General features: G+C 46.2%; 18 protein-coding genes. 10 read left to right on the forward strand and 8 right to left on the reverse strand.

Annotation, left to right across the window (positions count from 1 at the left end):
* Positions 1-114: 114 nt before the first annotated feature.
* The 3 genes from AC5ZC7_RS13120 to AC5ZC7_RS13130 all read right to left on the reverse strand — a co-directional run bounded on the left by AC5ZC7_RS13120 (position 115) and on the right by AC5ZC7_RS13130 (position 4,956).
* Positions 115-870 carry a GDSL-type esterase/lipase family protein gene (locus AC5ZC7_RS13120; RefSeq protein ID WP_496161762.1) on the reverse strand — a complete coding sequence of 252 codons (756 nt, stop codon included), beginning with the start codon at positions 868-870 and terminating at the stop codon, positions 115-117.
* 77 nt (positions 871-947) lie between these two features.
* Positions 948-2,306: an acyl-CoA dehydrogenase family protein gene (locus tag AC5ZC7_RS13125; protein ID WP_496161763.1), complete on the reverse strand. Its 1,359-nt coding sequence runs from the start codon at positions 2,304-2,306 to the stop codon at positions 948-950.
* Between the two features lie 232 nt (positions 2,307-2,538).
* Positions 2,539-4,956 (reverse strand): glycoside hydrolase family 3 C-terminal domain-containing protein, encoded by a 2,418-nt coding sequence (locus AC5ZC7_RS13130; RefSeq protein WP_496161764.1) that lies wholly within the window; start codon positions 4,954-4,956, stop codon positions 2,539-2,541.
* A gap of 355 nt (positions 4,957-5,311) precedes the next feature.
* Between AC5ZC7_RS13130 and AC5ZC7_RS13135 the strand changes: the two genes are divergently transcribed.
* The 4 genes from AC5ZC7_RS13135 to AC5ZC7_RS13150 all read left to right on the forward strand — a co-directional run bounded on the left by AC5ZC7_RS13135 (position 5,312) and on the right by AC5ZC7_RS13150 (position 10,572).
* Positions 5,312-5,872, forward strand: a complete 561-nt coding sequence (locus AC5ZC7_RS13135; protein ID WP_496161765.1) for an RNA polymerase sigma-70 factor — start codon at positions 5,312-5,314, stop codon at positions 5,870-5,872.
* A gap of 56 nt (positions 5,873-5,928) precedes the next feature.
* Positions 5,929-6,909 (forward strand): FecR domain-containing protein, encoded by a 981-nt coding sequence (locus AC5ZC7_RS13140; protein WP_496161766.1) that lies wholly within the window; start codon positions 5,929-5,931, stop codon positions 6,907-6,909.
* Between the two features lie 88 nt (positions 6,910-6,997).
* On the forward strand, positions 6,998-9,544 hold the full coding sequence (locus AC5ZC7_RS13145; RefSeq protein ID WP_496161767.1) for a carboxypeptidase-like regulatory domain-containing protein: 2,547 nt from the start codon (positions 6,998-7,000) through the stop codon (positions 9,542-9,544).
* A 2-nt stretch (positions 9,545-9,546) separates the two neighbouring features.
* On the forward strand, positions 9,547-10,572 hold the full coding sequence (locus AC5ZC7_RS13150; protein WP_496161768.1) for a DUF4249 family protein: 1,026 nt from the start codon (positions 9,547-9,549) through the stop codon (positions 10,570-10,572).
* A gap of 120 nt (positions 10,573-10,692) precedes the next feature.
* On the opposite strand, the gene AC5ZC7_RS13155 is transcribed toward AC5ZC7_RS13150, so the two are convergent.
* Together AC5ZC7_RS13155 and AC5ZC7_RS13160 are read right to left on the reverse strand one after the other, a co-directional pair.
* A complete protein-coding gene (locus AC5ZC7_RS13155) occupies positions 10,693-12,552 on the reverse strand; it encodes a M1 family aminopeptidase (RefSeq protein WP_496161769.1) in 1,860 nt (619 codons plus the stop codon).
* 70 nt (positions 12,553-12,622) lie between these two features.
* Positions 12,623-12,964: a hypothetical protein gene (locus AC5ZC7_RS13160; RefSeq protein WP_496161770.1), complete on the reverse strand. Its 342-nt coding sequence runs from the start codon at positions 12,962-12,964 to the stop codon at positions 12,623-12,625.
* Between the two features lie 256 nt (positions 12,965-13,220).
* On the opposite strand from AC5ZC7_RS13160, the gene AC5ZC7_RS13165 reads away from it, so the two are divergent.
* Both AC5ZC7_RS13165 and AC5ZC7_RS13170 read left to right on the forward strand, forming a co-directional pair.
* Entirely contained in the window at positions 13,221-14,312 is a 1,092-nt protein-coding gene (locus AC5ZC7_RS13165; RefSeq protein WP_496161771.1) for a ParM/StbA family protein, read from the forward strand.
* A 9-nt stretch (positions 14,313-14,321) separates the two neighbouring features.
* Positions 14,322-14,795 carry a polymer-forming cytoskeletal protein gene (locus tag AC5ZC7_RS13170; protein ID WP_496161772.1) on the forward strand — a complete coding sequence of 158 codons (474 nt, stop codon included), beginning with the start codon at positions 14,322-14,324 and terminating at the stop codon, positions 14,793-14,795.
* An 81-nt stretch (positions 14,796-14,876) separates the two neighbouring features.
* On the opposite strand, the gene AC5ZC7_RS13175 is transcribed toward AC5ZC7_RS13170, so the two are convergent.
* Complete coding sequence (locus AC5ZC7_RS13175; RefSeq protein WP_291924249.1) at positions 14,877-15,110, reverse strand: DUF3820 family protein; 234 nt, start codon at positions 15,108-15,110, stop codon at positions 14,877-14,879.
* A 92-nt stretch (positions 15,111-15,202) separates the two neighbouring features.
* Here AC5ZC7_RS13175 and AC5ZC7_RS13180 point away from each other — a divergent pair, with 92 nt between their 5' ends.
* Positions 15,203-15,640 (forward strand): nuclear transport factor 2 family protein, encoded by a 438-nt coding sequence (locus AC5ZC7_RS13180; protein WP_496161773.1) that lies wholly within the window; start codon positions 15,203-15,205, stop codon positions 15,638-15,640.
* On the opposite strand, the gene AC5ZC7_RS13185 is transcribed toward AC5ZC7_RS13180, so the two are convergent.
* Positions 15,641-16,282, reverse strand: coding sequence for a DUF4136 domain-containing protein (locus tag AC5ZC7_RS13185; RefSeq protein ID WP_496161774.1), 642 nt, complete (start codon positions 16,280-16,282; stop codon positions 15,641-15,643).
* 160 nt (positions 16,283-16,442) lie between these two features.
* Here AC5ZC7_RS13185 and AC5ZC7_RS13190 point away from each other — a divergent pair, with 160 nt between their 5' ends.
* The gene (locus AC5ZC7_RS13190) at positions 16,443-16,772 is read left to right on the forward strand and encodes a hypothetical protein (RefSeq protein WP_496161775.1); all 330 of its coding nucleotides are present in this window, start codon (positions 16,443-16,445) and stop codon (positions 16,770-16,772) included.
* On the opposite strand, the gene AC5ZC7_RS13195 is transcribed toward AC5ZC7_RS13190, so the two are convergent.
* A complete protein-coding gene (locus AC5ZC7_RS13195; protein ID WP_496161776.1) occupies positions 16,759-17,640 on the reverse strand; it encodes an SAM-dependent methyltransferase in 882 nt (293 codons plus the stop codon). The two genes, AC5ZC7_RS13190 and AC5ZC7_RS13195, sit on opposite strands and share 14 nt — an antisense overlap.
* Before the next feature lie 209 nt (positions 17,641-17,849).
* Between AC5ZC7_RS13195 and AC5ZC7_RS13200 the strand changes: the two genes are divergently transcribed.
* Positions 17,850-18,323, forward strand: coding sequence for an Lrp/AsnC ligand binding domain-containing protein (locus AC5ZC7_RS13200; RefSeq protein WP_089897409.1), 474 nt, complete (start codon positions 17,850-17,852; stop codon positions 18,321-18,323).
* A 162-nt stretch (positions 18,324-18,485) separates the two neighbouring features.
* Complete coding sequence (locus AC5ZC7_RS13205; protein ID WP_496161777.1) at positions 18,486-19,598, forward strand: prolyl oligopeptidase family serine peptidase; 1,113 nt, start codon at positions 18,486-18,488, stop codon at positions 19,596-19,598.
* The last annotated feature ends 111 nt before the right edge of the window (positions 19,599-19,709 follow it).

Below are 19,709 nucleotides of genomic sequence, written 5' to 3' on the forward strand. Positions count from 1 at the left end.
ATTGTGCTGCACCGTTTCACAACTCAGTAGAAGTACTTAATCAGAAAATTGGGTAGTGGTTGGGAGGAGATATTTTCACACCACGCTTTTCAACGTGGTGTGAAGGTAGGTATATTATTTTACGCATTGCTGCCAGGCTTCCGCCATGAGCTGTGCACCGGCTACACTGGGATGTACCCCATCACCCGTCCAGTAAACACCAGGGGCTGCCTGTTGTGCTTTATCAAAAATCGCCTGGTAAGGAATGAAGGTTGCCTGGTACTTATCGGCGATAGCGCGCGCTGCTGCGCGGTATTCATCGAATGCTGGATACCATTTTTCATTCACAGCTGCTACACCGGTTACCGCAAAAGGCTCCCCGATGACCAGCTGTACGTCCGGCAGGGCTGCTTTGGTACACGCCAGCAGTTTATCATAATCGTCCCGGTATGTTTGAACAGTGCCTTTGTAATTATTATTTATTGTATGCCAGTAGTCATTTACGCCTACCAGGATACTCAGCACATCCGGCTTGATGACCAGGCAATCAATGTCCCAGCGGTCGGCTAATTGAAATACTTTGTTTCCGCTGATGCCCTTGTTATATATCTTCAGATTTTTATCCGCATGTTTGAACAACAATGCAGATGCTGCCATGAGCGCATAACCATTGCCCAATGCTGCACTGCTATTGGGTTCATCATGGTCTCTTTTACGACCGGCATCTGTGATGGAATCACCCTGGAATAGTATAACACCCTCTTTTTTGAGTGCTATTTTTTTAGGTTTCTCTGTCGCCACAGCTGCCGATACAATCCCTGGAATACTGATAGCAGCCAGGCTTCCCAGTGATACGTTCCTGAGAAAATTACGGCGGTTAGATGAATTCATAACGGGTATTGATTAAATGAGCCTTGCGGCATATTCCGCAATCAGGCGCTTAAACTATAAAAAAGATTTCACATTTTTCAGACAAAAGCGCTAAATCCGGTAATCGCCCGCCCCACAATCAGGGAATTGATTTCCTTGGTGCCTTCATAGGAATAAATCGCTTCAGCATCCGCTACAAAGCGTGCTACATTGTACTCCAGCAGTATGCCGTTGCCTCCCATCACTTCGCGGGCGCGACTCACCACATCACGGGTGCGCAGCGTGCAGAAAACTTTAGCCAGAGAGGCATGTTCATCTTTCAATTGCCCGGCATCCTGTATTTCAGACAACCGGTACACCATGGTTTGCATGGCCGTGAGATTAGATAACATTTCTACCAGGTGGCCCTGTATTAGCTGGAAAGCGGCAATCGGTTTGCCAAACTGCTCACGGGTACGGGTATACGACAATGCGTTTTCGTAAGCACCACGAGCGCAGCCTACGGCTTCCCAGGCAACGCCAGCCCTGGTCATTTGCAGCACTTTTGCGGTATCCTTAAAGGAATTGGCCTGTTGCAACCGGTCTGCTTCTGCAATACGACAATCCGTTAAGGTGATCAGCCCGTTTTGTACAATGCGCAGCGCCATTTTATCGTGAATTTTTTCTACGCTGAAACCGGGTGTATCTTTTCTCAACAAGAAACCTTTCACCTGGTTATCATCCACATCCCTGGCCCAGATCACGATTACATCAGCGAAGGTGGCGTTGCCAATCCATTTTTTCTGGCCATTCAGCACCCAGGTATCACCCATACGTTTAGCCGTAGTAGTTAATCCTCCGGCCGTACCGGAGCCTACTCCCGGCTCGGTCAATCCAAAAGCGCCGATAAGATTCAATTGCTGCATACCGGGTAACCATTCCTGCTTCTGCGCCTCCGATCCCAGCATATAAATAGATCCCATTGCCAATCCACTTTGCACACCGAAAAAAGTAGCGATAGAAGCATCTACCCTGGCCATTTCCATGGCAATTATACCTTCCATGAGAAAAGAGCGGTTAGGACAACCATAGCCTTCATAGGTGACACCACAAATATTGAGTTCCCTGAATTTGGGAATAATTTCAAATGGAAAGGTGGCTTTCAGCCAATGTTCATTCACCAGTGGCTTTATCTCTTTTTCCATGAACGCCCGAACTTTCAACTGCAGCGCCCGGTCGTCTGCATTGAGCTTGCCGCCGAGGTCGTAGAAATCGCCTTCAATAGGCGGTAGCGCCTTTTTGGGACCGCGGCTGCTTAACATCTTCATCAGGCCGTTCAATTGGGTATCATCCATTTGTGCCACGGACGCCATCACCTTGGGAAGGTCTACTTTTTCTGAGAGTTTGGCGAGCATATTGAAGTCGATGCTCTTCAACAGGTGGTACGCGTTTTTCAGTTTGGAAAAGGTTCCGGACATATTGCATGGTTTTGTATAAAAATACGGATTCACGCGGATTTTTGTCTTTGTACAGGATTAGACTGATTACACTGATTACACTGATTATATTTTATTGATTAAAAAAAGATGAACGTAGACAGGTGAGCAATATACGCTCCCATCTTCGTTAATCTTCTCAATCTTTCAAAGTTCTAAAGATAAAAATCAGTCTAATCAGTATAATCCTGTATAAAGACAAAATCCGCTGCTGTTATTCTATTACAAATTCCTGCTTCAATTTGATATCTTCTGAGGAGGCGCCAATCAACACTTCAAATTCGCCGGGTTCCACGGTCCAGTTCATATTGCGGTCGAGTATGGCCAGGTCATCAGGGTGTAGCGTAAATGAGAGCGTTTTCTTTTCACCGGGTTCCAGGGAGACGCGTTCGAAGCCGCGCAACTGCATCACATAAGTGGTTACACTGCTTACTTTATCTTTCAGGTAAAGTTGTACTACCTCGTCGCCTTTTCGTTTACCCGTGTTAGTGATATCAACGCTGATGTGAATATCACCCTGAGAGGCCTGTTTGGTGGGCGTTACCACCAGGTTGTCATAGCCAAAAGTAGTATAGCTAAGTCCATAGCCGAAGGGATACAGGGCGCCATTTACGCTCGTGTTGCCGTAGCCGTTGTTCCCTGAAGATGGTTGTCCGGCATGGGATCCTGGTTTGAAGGGAAAGTTCAGTTCTATTTGCCCCGTGGATTTCGGGAAAGTAACCGACAAACGGCCGCCGGGATTGTAATCGCCGAATAAAGCTTCCGCAATGGCCGTACCTCCCTGTGGACCGGGGAACCAGGCTTCCAGGATAGCAGGTAGGTTTTGTTGTTCCCAGTTGATGGTGAGGGGCTGGCCATTGATCAGCACTGCCACCACGGGCTTGCCGGTGGCATGCAATGCCTGCAATAATTGCAGTTGACGGCCAGGCAGCGATAAGCTGGTACGTGAAAGACTTTCTCCTACTCTTTTCTCATCTTCCCCTACTACGGCGATGATCACATCTGCCTGTTGTGCTTTATTTACGGCCTCGGCTATGCCGGCGCTTTCTGTACTATCCAGTGGTGTAGGAATCAGCTCTGTGCCGGGCCAACCCGGATTTATTACATCACAGCCTTTCGCATAACTGACGGTGATATGTTTGCCGGCAAGTTGGGTGACGCCCTCCAGTACAGAAGTCACTTTATTGTTAGACGGACCATAACGGCTTATTGCATACGTAGTAGCGGCGGCCAGGGGGCCCGTTACCAGGATGCGTTGCACTTTTTGCCGGTTGAGTGGTAGGGTTGTTTTTTCATTTTTCAGCAATACCAGCGATTCCCGGTTCAACTGTAGTGCGAAGGCTTCGTCGGCAGCGGTGTGTACACCCTTGTCTGCCAGCCTGGGATCGGTGTACGGGTGATCGAAAAGGCCAAGACGGAATTTCACGCGCAGCACGTCCGCTACGCGGCTGTTGATGGTAGCCATGGATACTTTTCCTTCTTTCACCAGTTCCCGCAGTGGCAGGATGAATTGTTCCGGCGGTGTGAAGTTGGTCCGAACGTTCAATCCGGCTTCTACAGATTGCCTGACTGCATCTTTATAATCTGCCGCTACATGATGTTTGCTGAAAAGGTATTCTACGGCTTCGCTGTCTGATACCACATAGCCGGTGAAACCGTATGCCTGTCGCAGTAGCTGGGTGAGGAAATAATAGCTGCCGGTGATGGGCACACCATCCCAGTCGTTGTAGCTGCTCATAACGCCCATGGGATGCGCTTCCATGATCACGCGACGGAAAGAGTAAAGATATACCTGGTGCATTTCGCGGGGGGCCACATGAGGATCGGTGCGGGCGTCTCCGTCGCGGCCTCCTTTGGGGACGCTGTAAACGGCGAAATGTTTCAGGGTGGCGGCTACGCCTTCCTGTTGTACGCCGAGCGTCATTTGTTTCCCGAGTTCGGCCACCAGGAAAGGATCTTCCCCATAACATTCTACTACTCTGCCCCAGCGCGGGTCACGGGCGGGGTCCAGGATGGGGACATATACATTCGTATAACCGAGGAGTTTAGCTTCTCTTCCAACAATATGTCCGGCGCGGCTTACCAGGTCTTTGTTCCAGGTGCTGCCGATGCCAATAGGCGCACATAATGGTGTAGCACGGTCGTGGCACAAACCATGTATGCCCTCGTTGGTAAAGTCAACAGGTATGCCCAGCCTGGTAGCCTCTATAAACCAGCGTTGTATGGTATTGATGGCTGCAGCATGTTTACTGTAAGGGAAAGAGTATTCAGATTTAGCTTTTTTATTATATGGCAAACTATTCAGTTCTTCATCTATGTTGGCGATACCGTCTTTCCATATTTCCTGTTTCCATGCGGGGGTGGGCATTTCATCTTTCAGCACACGACCATAGCCATAGAGTGTAGCCATCTGGCTTGTTTTTTCTTCCAGGGTCATTTGAGAGAGCAGGTCCTGGATGCGTTGTTCAATGGGTTGCCGGGGATCTTCAAAAATATCTTTGCGGCCATTTTTATTAAAATCGATCCAGCCATCGTGGTAGATGGTGGCCGGTTGCTGGGCGCTGGCAGCAGTTACCACCAATGCTGCCCCTATAATTCCTGTAGTAAAGTGTTTCGTCCAATAGCTATACATGCCGGAGTCTTTTATTTAACAACGCCCAAATTACAAGTCGTTGCAATGGATTGCAAAATAATCCAAAACAGCATCATGATTAGTTAAAATGGTATAGGGATAAAAAAGGGCTGCACAGAACCTTATGCAACCCCTGGTTTTAAAAAAACACAACTAAAAAAAACGAGTACTTCTACAAACATATAGGCATAGCTGTTATGATTGACAACGCAGGAAAACAAAAATCCCTCTATTCCTCTTTTGAAAAATCTTTATAGGACGTTGATAAATTACTATTGCTTAGTTGTTTATTCTTTTCAAAAAGATAGTTACTTTCGCAACGATCATTTCATATATTAAAATATCGTGAAGGTTAATGCTTACATCACCTTCTTACCAGGCATATAAAGAACTATTTCATTCACAGTATAATGACTTATGTAACTATGCCTATAGTTTCCTGAAAGACGATGCTGCGGCAGAAGATGTGGTGCAGGAAACGTTTATCAAGCTTTGGGAAAAACATCAAAGCCTGATTGGTATACCAAATATAAAAGCTTACCTTTTCCGTGCAGTGCGTAATAATTCTATTTCTGCATTACGCAAGCTAAACACGGAAGAGGCGGGAAATAAGGGTTTTGAATGGATCACAGATAGTACTGAAGATCCGGATGCCAAAGAGATAGAAAATGCCAAGCCTTACTATGAGCAATTAATTTACGAGGCCGTTGCCAATTTACCGCCACAATGCCGGGAAGTATTTACCAGTTGCCGGATTAATGGGATGACTCACCAACAAGCGGCTACCAAGCTGGGGCTTTCAGCCAAAACCGTTGAAAACTATATGGGACGGGCATTGAAGCTATTGAGGAAATACCTGCAACAATACGGGCTGCCTGTCAGTATTCTTTTTTTGTTGAAAATATTAATGCCCTGATAGAGGGTTGTCACACAAACGAGCGTTATCTAATCAGAGCACACTGTAAAGTAACTATGGAGCATTTTGACACCTACCTGTATGAACTTATAGCTAAAAAGCTATCCAGTCAATGTACCAACGCAGAATCTGCGGAATTACAACGATGGCTGGATACCTCGCCCGAAAACCAGGCTGAGTTCAATGCTTTGGCTGCCATATGGAAGGACAGTTCCAATGCATCCGGCACACCGCGGCGACCATACAACACCGCGGCAGCCTGGGATAAAACCAACCAGGCCATTCAACCACCCGTTTCCCGGATCAAATCACTTTATACAAAGTATGCCGCCGCCGCTGCTATTATATTGCTGCTGACAGGAGGCGCCTGGTGGCTGGAAAGCGGGTCCAGCCTGAAAAAACATGAGCTGGCCGCTAACGATGGCAAAATAAAGAGCCTGGAATTACCAGATAAATCTACCGTCACCCTGCGTCAGGGCGCCCGTATCCGCTACCTGAATGGCTACCATCACGATCAACGCATTGTGGAACTGGAAGGTGAAGCATTTTTTGAGATCGCCAATGACCCCGCCCACCCCTTCCTCGTAAAAACGCCTAACCAATCAGTGATAGAAGTACTGGGTACTTCCTTTACTGTGCAAACAGGGAAAGACAGCACCGCTGTTATTGTTGCTTCGGGCCGTGTAAAACTCGGGCTGGAAGGGGATACTACCTCCCTCATCCTGGGCAGCGGACAAAAAGGTACCTGGGGAAATGGGCAATTATATGCCCGCAACAACAACAATCTGAATTTTATTGCCTGGAAAACCGGCATTTTGCAATTTAATGATGAGTCTCTTCTTGAAATATTGCCACAATTAGCCGACTTTTACGCAAAAGAAATCAGGATTGATGATCAATACCGCGCAACCGCCTCGCAGCAAAAAGCTACGATCACGTTCCGGGATCAGTCCTGTGATGATGTTTTGCATGAATTACAACTATTGCTTGGGTTTAAATACCAACAAAACGGCGATACCATCGTCATCAGCCAGTAACTTTTTTTATCGTTTTTTATACCTGTTCTGTTTTATTTCATTGTTCTGCACCAGCTTACTACAAGCGCAGAACAATGAAAGCAATTTATTGCAAGAAGCCTACGCACCTCCTTCCCGGCAGGGCACCATCCTGTTTTTTATACAACATATTCAAAAAAGTACCGGGATCAATATCTCCTATAGCTCCAGTTTCCTGCACCTGAATAAGAAAGTACAGCTAAATGGCAACGAACAAACTACCGGCGCTGTTTTAAATACCATTTTACAGGGAACCGGCATCCAGGCCGCAGCGCTAAATGGCAAAATATTTCTATTGCGGGAGAATTCGCAAACCCAATATTATACTATCAGTGGTTTCGTAAAGGAAGCCAGCAGCAATGAGGTGATCATCAACGCTTCCGTATATGATCCCATTACCCGGAAAGGCACGGAGACCAACGCTTTTGGATTTTATAGTTTACAGGTACCCGATTCCTGCCAGGGCATTGTATTTTCTCATGTTGGCTACCAACCTGTGTTTCAGCACCTCCCTCCTCCCGATGAAGGACAGCTGGACATCCACCTGGAGCCTCGAAGCACGTTACAAACAGTGGTGGTAAAAGGAGAACATGAAGACGTTGCCTCACAGCAAAGCGCTATCAACATGCCCGTAGGCTATGTTTCCGGCTTTCCCGCCTTACTGGGCGAAAAGGATGTACTCAAATCCCTGCAACTGTACCCCGGTACCAGCAGCTCCCTGGAAAGCAGCGCCAATTTACTGATCAGGGGCGGCGGCGCAGACCAGAACCTCTACCTGCTGGATGGTGTTCCGCTTTACCACACCGGTCACCTGTTTGGACTTTTTTCCATCTTTAACGGAGACGCCGTGAAAGATGTGTCGCTATATAAAGATGCCTTCCCTGCACGATACGGTGGGCGGCTGTCTTCTGTTGTGGACATCCGCACCAGGGACGGTAATATGAAAACCTGGCATGGTAGCTTCAAACTCAGCCCCGTGTCTGGCAATATATTGCTGGAAGGCCCCATCGTAAAAGATAAAAGCTCCGCCTCTCTATCGCTCCGCCGTTCGCTCGTGGATGCGTTGTATGGCAGCAGGTATCTCTCTGACTATGGAAAATATTACCTCTACGACATTAACTTCAAACTGAACCAGGTGATTAATGACCGGAACCGGTTGTACATCAGCTTTTATAAAGGGCAGGACAAAATGTTTATCCAGAGCAGCAACCCGGTGATACAACTGTTTGACGACTACAATTTTGACTGGAGCAATATTACAGCGGCAGCCAAATGGACCCGGGTAATCAGTCCGAAGATATTCACCAATACCATTGCCACTTATAGCCGTTTCTACAATGTATTCACCCAAAACTCCATTATCCCCCTCTCCTTCTTCGACTCCTTATTTGTAAAAGGTAAAGGTGTTTCCAGGGTGCGGGATATTGCGATTAAAAACGAAACGGAATACAACCTGAGTAACTGGCAACATATTTCCTTCGGCGGCAGTTATACCTATCACAACTTTGCGCCTACTGCGTATCATAACAATATTTCTGCCGGGGAAGCCCAACAACGGAAAGCGCCTATTTATTACATGTCGGAGTTTTCTGTCTACGGAGAAGATGAACTGAGTTTATTAAATGACCGGCTCATCATCAGACCAGGGCTACATTTGGGGGCACTTGCGCAGAAAAGCTCCTTTTACGCCAGTTTGCAGCCACGCTTAATGGTGCGGTGGCAACTTCCACAAGCACAGTATGTACAGCTGTCTTTTGCAAAAATGACACAGTTTGTGCACCAGCTGACTACCCCGGTAATCAATTTACCAACGGATTTATGGGTACCCAGTACCGAAAATATCAAGCCTGAACAGGCTTTTTCCTATGGTTTGGCCTATCAACGCCAGTGGCAGAGCAACTGGCGGTTCAATGTGAACCTGTATTACAAACAGCTCAAAAACATTGTTACCACCAACACCGTACTGAATATCTTTGATAACTCGGATTTGTGGGAGAAAAAAGTAATTGCGGGGAATGGTTATAACTATGGCAGTGAACTATTGCTGGAAAAAACCCAGGGACGGTTCACCGGCATTTTCTCTTATACGCTTTCCTGGGCCTGGCGGCAGTTTGACCGGTTAAACGGTGGGAAGATGTATCCTTATAAAGAAGACCGGAGACATAATATTTCCCTGGCACTTAAATACCAGTTTAATCCAAAGTGGACGGTTTCTGCTACTTATAAGTTTGCCTCCGGCGCTCCTTTTACACTACCATTGCAAATATTCCCGGACTTCGACTGGAGCCGGAATATCAAAGGCTACCTGGATGAACGTTATTCTCCGTTTTCTACCAGCCAGGTTAACTATCTTCCATATATAGCCCGGCTAAACAACTACCGCCTAAACCCGGTACATCACCTGGATGTAGGCGCCACGCTCAACCTGGGAAATGAAAAACGATTCCAGCATGTCATTACAGGAGGCGTTTACAACATCTATAACCGCAGTAATCCATTTATTGTGAGTTTTGACCAGTTTTCTTATTTTGCTTTTGATGACATATACCCGTTACAGTTATACCAATACAGCTTGTTCCGGGCATTACCATATCTGAGTTACACCTTCAAATTTTAATCATGAAGTACCTGATGCTATTATTGTTGGTTGCGAGTGTGATACTGCAGGGATGCGAGCAGGAACTTCCTTTGCCGAAAAGTAAGACGCCGCCCCGGGGTGTTGTTTACGCTGAACTGGTAGCCAATAGTTTACCGGAAGTGCGTGTAGGCCAAAGTAAACCGGTATCGGGGCCCTTTCTCGACAACGGGTTTCAGCTGGTAGAAAATGCCAATGTGCAGCTCATGGACAAGAACGGGCAACCGTTGGAAATACTGTCGTATGTAAAAGACACCTCCAACGTAATGGGGCTTTACCGGGGCAAAACCAAACTGGAAGCCGGTAAAAATTATAAGCTGCAGGTAGACATCCCTAAGCTGAAACCCATTACTGCCATGGCTTCTATCCCTCCTCCTTTCCGGGTAGAGCTGCTGGATACACTCCGCTCACTACTGAACGGACGCCCCGTATTACGTTTTCATCTTACCGTATATCCGTTGCCGGGAGTAAAGCAATATGTGGTGATGGAAGCACTGAAACAAACTGTTGACGTAGATACCTCTTTTACCTACCAGGGCGTCAGGTACCGGAAAAGCGAACAACCGGATCTGTATGAGCGGGCCAAAAACCTTCCTGGTGCAGCCATTAAAAAAGACAGCTTTTACCTGAACGACTATCTCCGTATCCCTTGCTATACACAGGACGAAAATGCAGACAACAACCAGGTAGGAGGACTCAATGAAAACTATAACAGTATTCTCTTTACCCAGACAGGCAAACCATTGACCACCTATTTCTATATCAATGCCACTGCACTCAGTACTAATCCTGCCGAAGCCATTGCCCCGGTAGGAAGGGTACTGGTATATGTAAAATCTGTTTCCAGGGAGTACTACGACTTCCTGCTTACCTACGAAAAAGTGAAGCGTAATCCGGGCCTTAACAGTCTTATCCAGGCCATACAACTCCGTAGCAATACGCAGGGAGGATTAGGTATTGTAGGAGGCAGTTATCAGAAGGTGTATTATTTGTATTATGACAAGCTGTAAGTAAGCTGAAAGCATAAAGCGTAAAGCAAAAAGCTATTAGAGCGAATGACCATTGCGAATATAAATACGCTTTGATCATTCGCTCTAATAGCTTTTTGCTTTACGCTTTATGCTTTCAGCTTACTTTACTTCGTAAACATTGTCTCTTTTATTGATATCCGCTACCCAGGTGCTACCCAGTGTTACTTTTTTTATTTTTTTGGGAGATGTAAGCGCGAGTGATACTGTTTTATTTCCCTTCTCCCAGGCCGCAATGCTCCGGTGAATTTTAGTGGTGGTATTGTCGTCGAACAAAACGGTAACATCAATAGGTACCGGTTTATTGCCGATAGAACGGATCTCAATGATCCCTTGCTTTCCTTTCTGCGTTACCTTGCTGATGCCCAGATCAGGATAACCATTATCGAAGAACCAGCTTTTCCAGAACCAGTCCATATTCCTTCCTGCACCGGTATTCATGCAATAGAAGAAATCGTAGGGTTGCGGATGTTTCCCATGCCACTGCGTAATATAATGATGCAATGCTTTGAGGAAAAGGCTATCGCCCAGCATATCTTTTACGTACAGGTAGCCCAAAGCGGGCTTAGGATAAGCGTTGGTGACGTAAGCGTCTGTTGTTTGATTAGACGGTGTCATGATGGGCAGGTCTGCGGCTTTACCGGCTATATTGTTGTAAGGAGCCATGCCATAATCATCTACGATGTTACTGTCTATACAGGGCGAAATAATCCATTCTCCGATAGTGGCCCAGCCTTCATCCATCCAGGCATACAGTGTTTCGTTGGTTCCCATATAAAAGGGGAAGATGGTATGAAATATTTCGTGGTCAGTCAGCTCAATCGCCTGTGCCTTATCTGCGAGCGGATTATCGTTCACCATCATGGGATATTCCATCTGATCCAGGCCATCAAACACGGTTTCGTGATTGTAGGGATAAGGCCATTTAGGGAAGTAGTGACTTATTTTGTCAACGGTGATGCGGGCATAGTGCACCACATCAAAGAAATCTGCGTGGGCAGCGTTAAAGGCTACGTCAACGCGGGTACGTCTTTTCGTGGTAGCATCTACTTCTACGCTGGTAGCGTTCCAAAGGTAATGGTTGCTGAGGCCGATGGCAAAATCGGTGACGTTATCGGCTTCATAGCGCCAGGTTTGGCTATTTTTATTCCGGGTGATGTTGCCCTCCCGGATATCGTTGCTATCAATTACGGCAATGATGTCATTACTTTTTTCAGCGGTAGCAATGCGTTGGACGTATTTGTCGGCATATACCTCACTGGTATTTTTGAGATCTCCGGTAGCCCAAACCTGGTAGTTGCCTGGTACGGTAATGGCTACACGAAAATCACTGAAATCGTTATAAAATTCCTGTGTACCGATGTAAGGGATCATATCCCAGCCGTTGACATCATCGTATACCGCAATACGTGGGAAAAAGTAGGCGATGAAGTAGGCCCCGGTATCTACCGACCCTGTTCTGATATGGGTGTTTTCATTGAGTGTATAGGAAAAGTCCAGGTCGAAGCGGGCGGTTTGTCCGGGGAACAATGCCGGGATGCTCATTGGCATGTTGGTACCACGGGTAGTTGCCGGCATTGATTTATCGGTACCATTCACTTTCAGGTTTTTAATAACTACGCCATCTGTCAGATCATCCGGGGAAACGCCCATGCTTCTGACCGCGCCTTTCTGAAAGAGATTGGGAAACAGTTTCATGTTGACCATATTCAGGGTATCGGGGCTATTGTTGGTATAGCTGATTTGTTCGGTACCTGATATGAGATTGGTAGCAGGATCGAAGGACACGCGAATATCGTATGCGGCTTTATTCTGCCAGTACTTAGTCCCGGGTGCACCACTATAAGACCGGGTTTGCTGGTCGTACGCCTTCCTGATGCTCAGGGGCATGTATAATGGGGTTTGCGCGATGATTTGTTGCGCTATTCCCAGCAGCAACAGTAAAATACAATATCTTCTCATAAGCTAAATAAAGCGATCGCTTCAAATGTAGGGAATTAGTATGAAAATGCGTGACTGATGTGTGCGTTGGTTAGAACGGCTGCCGGGTGGTATCTGCAGGTGTTTTTAAGGAGTCGATCACTACCCTTCCACTATCTGCAGGTGCAGCGGTACTGTCCTTTCCACTACCGTCTTTACCGGGTATTGGAATAGTGGGGCCGGTATGGCGGCGTTTGGCGGAATAGCCGGTGACGCTGCCTTGTTTCTGCATATCTTTCATTGTTTTCTTATCAAAGAGATATTTGGGATGTTTCTCGGGTCGTAGTCCCCGGTCAAATTGCGCCTCTGCTCCTACTGCGGGAGCCGTATACACTTTTTGAGAAGAATGACAAGCCAGGAGCACAACACAGGCTGCAGATAGCAGGTACTTCATGTAAATGAGTATGAGCGTGAGTATAGGCAAGGAAAAGGGGACGTGTATATAACGTCCGGAAATGGATTTTATTATGACACCAGGCCGACGTAAACAGCTGTGTGCCGTTCTATTTTGAAATTCAAGCCCCCTGTATTATTTTTATCGTAAATTCGCCAGGTGTCATGCCTTTGTTCTAATAATTAATATCTTTAACCGCTATTTCAATCCCGATGAAAACCCTCCGCAGGAGAGTCACGGCTAACAACACAGTACTATGAAAGTATCAACTACCAGCTTCCCAAGCGTTTTTGAGACCGCATTTGGAAACACAGAAAACTCAAGTAAGGACCTACTCAATGGATTAAAAATTAAAAAGGACGATACCTGGTACCTGGTGGGCAACCTGGCCAAAAGAGGTGGTATCAATCCTGGCAGAGTCACCAATGCGGCTCCCTCAGAAGAGGATTATGAAATATTATTCAAAGCGGCTTTGTTGAATACTATTGATAAAGTACAGCAACCTATTGCGCTCACCGTTGGCTTCCCTTTCTCTACCTACAACATTTACAAGACGGCTGCCGAGCAGTTCCTGAGTAAAAGACATTTCCTGATCGATTACGATACCCAAACCTACAATACCAAAGGCTCCTTCAAAAAAGCAATGTTTGATATTGAGAAGTATGAGGTAATCCCTGAAATTGTAGGCGGAATCATTGGATTGAAGAAAACTATTAACGAGCCTCAGCTGGATAATTTCATCGCGATCAGTTTTGGTTTTGGTACCATTGAAGGTGGCATGGCTACTGGTGATGGTTTGATTCACCGTACCTGTTTCAGCTCGCATGGCATTCGTTATGCGATCAACAACCTTACCCGTGAGCTGAACCAGAAACATTACCTGGAAATGAAAAATGAGCACCAGGTAGATGACGCCTTTATGAAAGGTTCCATTTTCACCAATCGTAAACGCATTGATTTGCGTGATATGCGCAAGGGCGTATTGACGCAATATTACAAAGAGGTAGTATCTCCGCTGATGCGTAGTTATTTCACAGACCTGGATTTTGAAACCTGCGAAAAAATTTATTTGATGGGTGGTGGTGCACATTATCGTGAGCTGACCGACGCCTTTGTAGAAGAATTCCGCGACTTTATCCCGGTGGAGGTAGCTCCTGAGCCAGAAAAACTGATGAGTATCGGATACCTTTACAACTCATTGAGAATTTCAGATAATAAGCCACAACGTAGTGTAGGATTAGATCTTGGCAACTCCAGTTCTATCATTTCTACCTTTGATGACCAGTTACAACACACTCCCAGCATTACGCCTAATCCGAATATCAATCCGAATCCTGTCACCCTCTAACTTTAACGCGTGATCAACGTCAGACATATTTTCCGAAATATAATTGTACCCGGAGCTTTCCGTATCCCTAAAACCGTATCCGTAAATGGCAGTATTGACGCTTCTGTTTCCGGAAGGATTGATGGACATGTGCGGGGCGATGTAAAAACCAGTGGTAAGCTGGTAGTGAGTGAAACGGCAAGTATACGTGGCCATATTTATGCTACCGACCTGGTAGTACACGGGAAAGTGTATGGCGATGTTTACATCAGTAACAAAGCACATATCAGCAATAAAGCGCTGGTAAAGGGCGATGTAAATGCGATGGTACTCGAAATTGAAGAAGGAGCCGTAGTGGAAGGCGCTATCCGCAAAAATGTACCTCCCGTACAAAAAAGCGAGGCCCCACACCATGCCGGCGAAACAGAAGAAGCCAGGGTAACTGCAGCTGCAGACGTAACCACACCTCCGGAGGAAGAAGAACAAAACACCAGTTGGTTCTGATATCTCCCTGCCAACATACACCTTATTAAAAGGGCTGTTTCTCAGGTAGAAACAGCCCTTTTACATTTCTTTTATTCAACGTTAATAGCGTGGCTTTTTCAGGGGATCGAGTAACTGCGACAATCCATTCATTTTAATCACCAGCATCGTTTCCAGGAGCATGCCCAACTTACCCTGTGGGAATCCTTTGCGTTGAAACCATTCCAGGTAGCTCACCGGCAGGTCACAAAGTACTACATCCTTATATTTACCAAAAGGCATTTTCATCACCACCAACTGTTGCAATAACGCCGGATCAGGTTGTGTCATCTCCATAAATGCTGATTTAAGTTAAGGCACGAATTTAAATTATAAATCGGTTTTCGCATGCTTCTTCGTATTTTGTACTGGCACAAAATACATCCCTGATGAAAAATTACCTATTCATCATACTGGCAATTTCCTTTGCTGGCTGCGTACAACCTGGTGGCAAAATCAGTCTTGCGAACGCCAATACAGTAGTTGTAAAAGAACTCTTTGACGCTTTTAATGAACATAACTGGTCAAGATTGGCAGCTTGTTATAAAGATACCGCAACATTCCTGGATCCTTCCCTGGGATTGGAACCCGTACAACGTACCCATGCACAAACCATACAAAAGTACAGCGAATTACAACAAATGTTCCCGGATGTACAAGATGAAATACTGACGATGTATGGCGATAAAAATCATATCACCGTAGAATTCTTATCCTCCGGCACCGGGCCTGATGGCAAAAAATGGAAGCTGCCTATATGCACCGTGTTTACAGTGGAAGACGGAAAAATAGTAAGAGACAATACCTACTACGACAACGCTCACTGATTACTTCCGCAGCAATCCTGAGTGATCAAGTGCCGTGGAAACTTTCGCTGCAAAGGCTTTAGCGAACGATTCCAGGCTATTGGGATTATAGGTTTCCGATTGTCCGGACCACACCAGTTTGCCATCCTGTGTAAGATCGTATAAATTACTTTCCAGGAAATAGGTTTTATCTGTGGTATAGTATCCCGGCGAATACACCGAGTTATACATATAGCCATAATATCCCCAGAAGCGGCCGTACCAGCCGAAAGCAGGATAAGGCGCATATACGGAACCAGGTACATACCTCGATTCTGATTCTTTGTTTACCAACGACACCGCGAGTACGGAAGTATACCCGGCGGCTCTCATTTTATCTGCGGTGGCTGCTTTATCGGCTTCACTCCGCGGATCAAATTTCGGAGGGAAATATTCCAGTCCACGGGCTGCCACCACACCGTGTTTTTTCAGGGCATCCACCATCCGGGTTTCTACCATTTGCTGCGCGTCCAGTTTGGAGGTGACTGCCACTACCAACATATTATGGAATCCGGTGGCCGGTGCCTCCGGCGCTTTCCAGGTACCTGTCATATTCACAGTGGTACCACATGCCCCCAATATGCATAACGCGCCTATCAGCGCTGAGGTGATGATTGCTTTCATAAGATTTGTTTTGCTTAAATCATTATGAGAACACAGGAAACTAGCAAAAGGTTTATTTACCGGGAATTACCGGGCGTTTACCGGGAAACCGCGGTAGCCTGCCTCCCGGCTATTCATCCCGTTTTCGAGCGCCACTACATTTGTAAAAAAGTGCATACAAATGTTTACGGCAACACTATCACTGATCTCCATTTACCTGACCATATTACACCTGATTTATCATCAGGCCACCCGTCACACCGCCTTGTTTCCTTTTAACCAGGGAAAACAGGTGGTTATACAGGAACGCATGGGAGACATCATGCTTTCCTTACTACTTTTCTTTTTGCCTTTGCCTGCCATATTGTTGCACAGTCGTATATGGTTGAGCGTTACTACGTTGCTGAGCGGAATTTCTATAGTAGAAGAATGGCATACGTGGCGGGAATTATATAGATGGAGCCCGGAAAAAGCCTGGCAACAAACCGCACTCTCCGCTATTCGTGCTTAGCTGGTATCCGGCGGGCATAGGCTACCCGGTAAAATTCATATCCCTTCTCTCCCCGGTCTGGCAGGTAGCGCTCCCTGTAGGCTTCCGCTCCCAGGTCTTCCACCAAAGCAAAATCAAAGGCCTGCAGATACGCGGGTAAAGCCTCCGGATCAAAACCAAATGTCCATCGCTCCTCCAATGAGGCTACATCCTGCAATAATTTTTCTCCGCCATAGAAGGCTGCTGGTTCATCCAGCACCCGTTGATGCACATAAGTAAAGATGACCGTGGAACCGGGTGCAAAGCGTCGTAAAAATGCGAAGGTATTATCTATCGCCTCTTTATCCAGGTAGTTGGTAACGCCTTCCCAGATAATGGCAGCTGGCAAGGTGAAGTCGAAGTTATTCAAGGCACTCAGCTGATCCAGGCTTTGTTTGTTGAAATCGATCTGGTAATAAAATACCCGGGGCGGCACTTTATGTGTCCGCAATTTGGCGAGCTTATAAGCCGCCGTGTTAGGATGATCTATTTCTATTACTTTAATATTTTCGAGGAAAGGCAAACGCAGGCCACGGGTATCAAAGCCGGCGCCCAGGATAAATACCTGTTGTGCGCCATTGGCTACCGATTGTTGCAGCAGGTCGTCGATATATTTCGTACGGGCGATACCGGAAGACAACGCGCCGGGTATTTTTTTCCGGATAATCTTCTCCGCCATGCTTCGCCAACCGGGGATACGGCACAACCATACACCGGTTTTTAGTCCCCCATCAAGAAACCAGGTGGCAAAGCGATCGGTAAAAAGTCGTTCTTTTTTAGGGCGGGTAGTTTCTAATGCCCTGAAAAGGGCCATATATTGGGCTGTTCTACTCGTCACGTTAGCTTTCATGGAGGATGTTTTATGAGGGACAACAGGTTTTGAAGAATAAATTTAACTAAAAAAACAGGGATTCAGCCGGCGGTGGCAGTAAGTGATATACGGCCACAGCCGGCTTTCGTAGTTTGCCGGCTTAAACCCCAAAAACACCGTTGATCTATTTTGCGATAATTTCAAAAAAATACCTAATTTTAGAAAAAAATCTAAATTGCATAGCAAAAATGAGCCACCCATTAAATATTGACAAATTAGACTTACAGATCATCTCGGAGATGTCAACCGATGCCGGGATCTCTTATGCTGAGTTAGGAAAGAAGCTGTTTGTTTCCGGCGGCACTATTCATGTACGCATTAAGAAGTTGCATGAAATGGGCGTGATCAAGGGAACCCGGCTACAGGTAAACCTCCGTGCCATCGGCTATGACGTATTGGCTTTTATTGGTATTTACCTGGAAAAAAGTTCCCTGTATGAAAGTGTTGCGAAGCAATTATTAAAGATTCCACAGATTGTGCGGTTAAACTATACCACTGGCTCCTATAGCATGTTTGCGGAGATTATTTGTAAAGATAGCGGGGAACTGCGGAAGATTTTACAGGACGATCTGCAGCATATCAAAGGCATAGAGCGGACTGAAACCATTATATCGCTGGAAGAAAGTTTCTCCCGGCCTATTAATGTAAGTGAAGTCATATAAAAACATCCTCCTTTTATATAGGCGCTGCTTTTACATAGCAGCGCTTTTTATGTGTATGCACATCATGATAAGTAACCCCATCAATTAAAAGTTAAAGTACCACCCGGGTTCCTCCTGCCGCAAAATTTAGTGCTAGCTTCCGTATAAATAATTTACTACCATATGAAGCTATATTTACTTCCTGTAGCAGTACTATTTTTTTTCTCTTGTAAGCCGGCACCTTCAAAGTCTTATTACACGGGCCTTTACAGCATTAAAACCTACGACAGCGCCCGTCATTTCGATAAAAACTTCCGGCCGGTAAAAATTGATCTTTTCTATCCGGCCAGCAAAGTAACCGGTACCGATCCGCTGAGCTTTGGTGAAATACTGGATATGGCGGCGCTCCGGTTGGACTACAGTTTGCCTAAGGATAGTTGTCATCTCGAAAGCCAGGCGATAGCCGATGCCATTGCCCACGAATGCAAGCTGGATAGCGCCAGCCGGCTATTCCATTTCAATACTGAAATCTATGCAGCACCACTACCGGTGAAGGATAAACGAAAATATCCTGCCATCATTTATGCTGCCGGTATGAATGGCAGTAGTTGGGAAAACATACTCCTGTTTCGCGAATTAGTGCAGCAGGGATATATTGTAGCGGCGGTTAGCTCCGTAGGACTTTATCCGGGCTACATGACCGCTGCCGCAGACGTGGAGGAACAGGTGAAAGATATTCTGTTTACCCGGGAGCAGTTAGCGCAAGTACCTCTGGCAGATACTTCCCGTGTAGGCTTGCTGGGCTGGAGCATGGGTGGCAGTGCCATCAGCAATGCGGCAATGCGGCGCCCTGATTTCAAATGCCTCCTGTCTTTTGATGGTACTGAGATACATCGTTATGGAGAGGATGCAGAATGGGATAAGGTATACAACGACATAACGCGTATACCGTCCGTAATGCCGAAACAGATTAAGATGCCATACTGCTATTTGAGCAGCGAGCATCCGCCCAAAGTAGATTCCATCTATGATGTACAGCGCCAGAGTGCCGCTACTCCGTTATACTTTATCCAATTTATGCATGCGCGGCATGAAGATTTCAGCGATATGATCGCTATTGCTATGCGGGTACAGCCTTCTATTGGTGATTTGGATCAGGGCCGGCAGCAGGACATCCGACATCTCTCCCGGTTATTTTTCGATGAGTATTTAAAAGGAAATACGCAAGCTGGGTTTGGGCATTATGCTGACTCACTGGTAAACACACAACCGGCAAAATATAATAAGGAATATTAGTAATGCAGCTTTTAGCTATTAGCGGTTAGCTTTTAGCAAAATGCAGCGGAGATATAAGTGTAAGTGTTATTTTACTTTGCTTATATCTCCGCTGCATTTTGCTAAAAGCTA

The sequence above is a fragment of the Chitinophaga sp. 9-1-y genome (assembly GCF_059511905.2).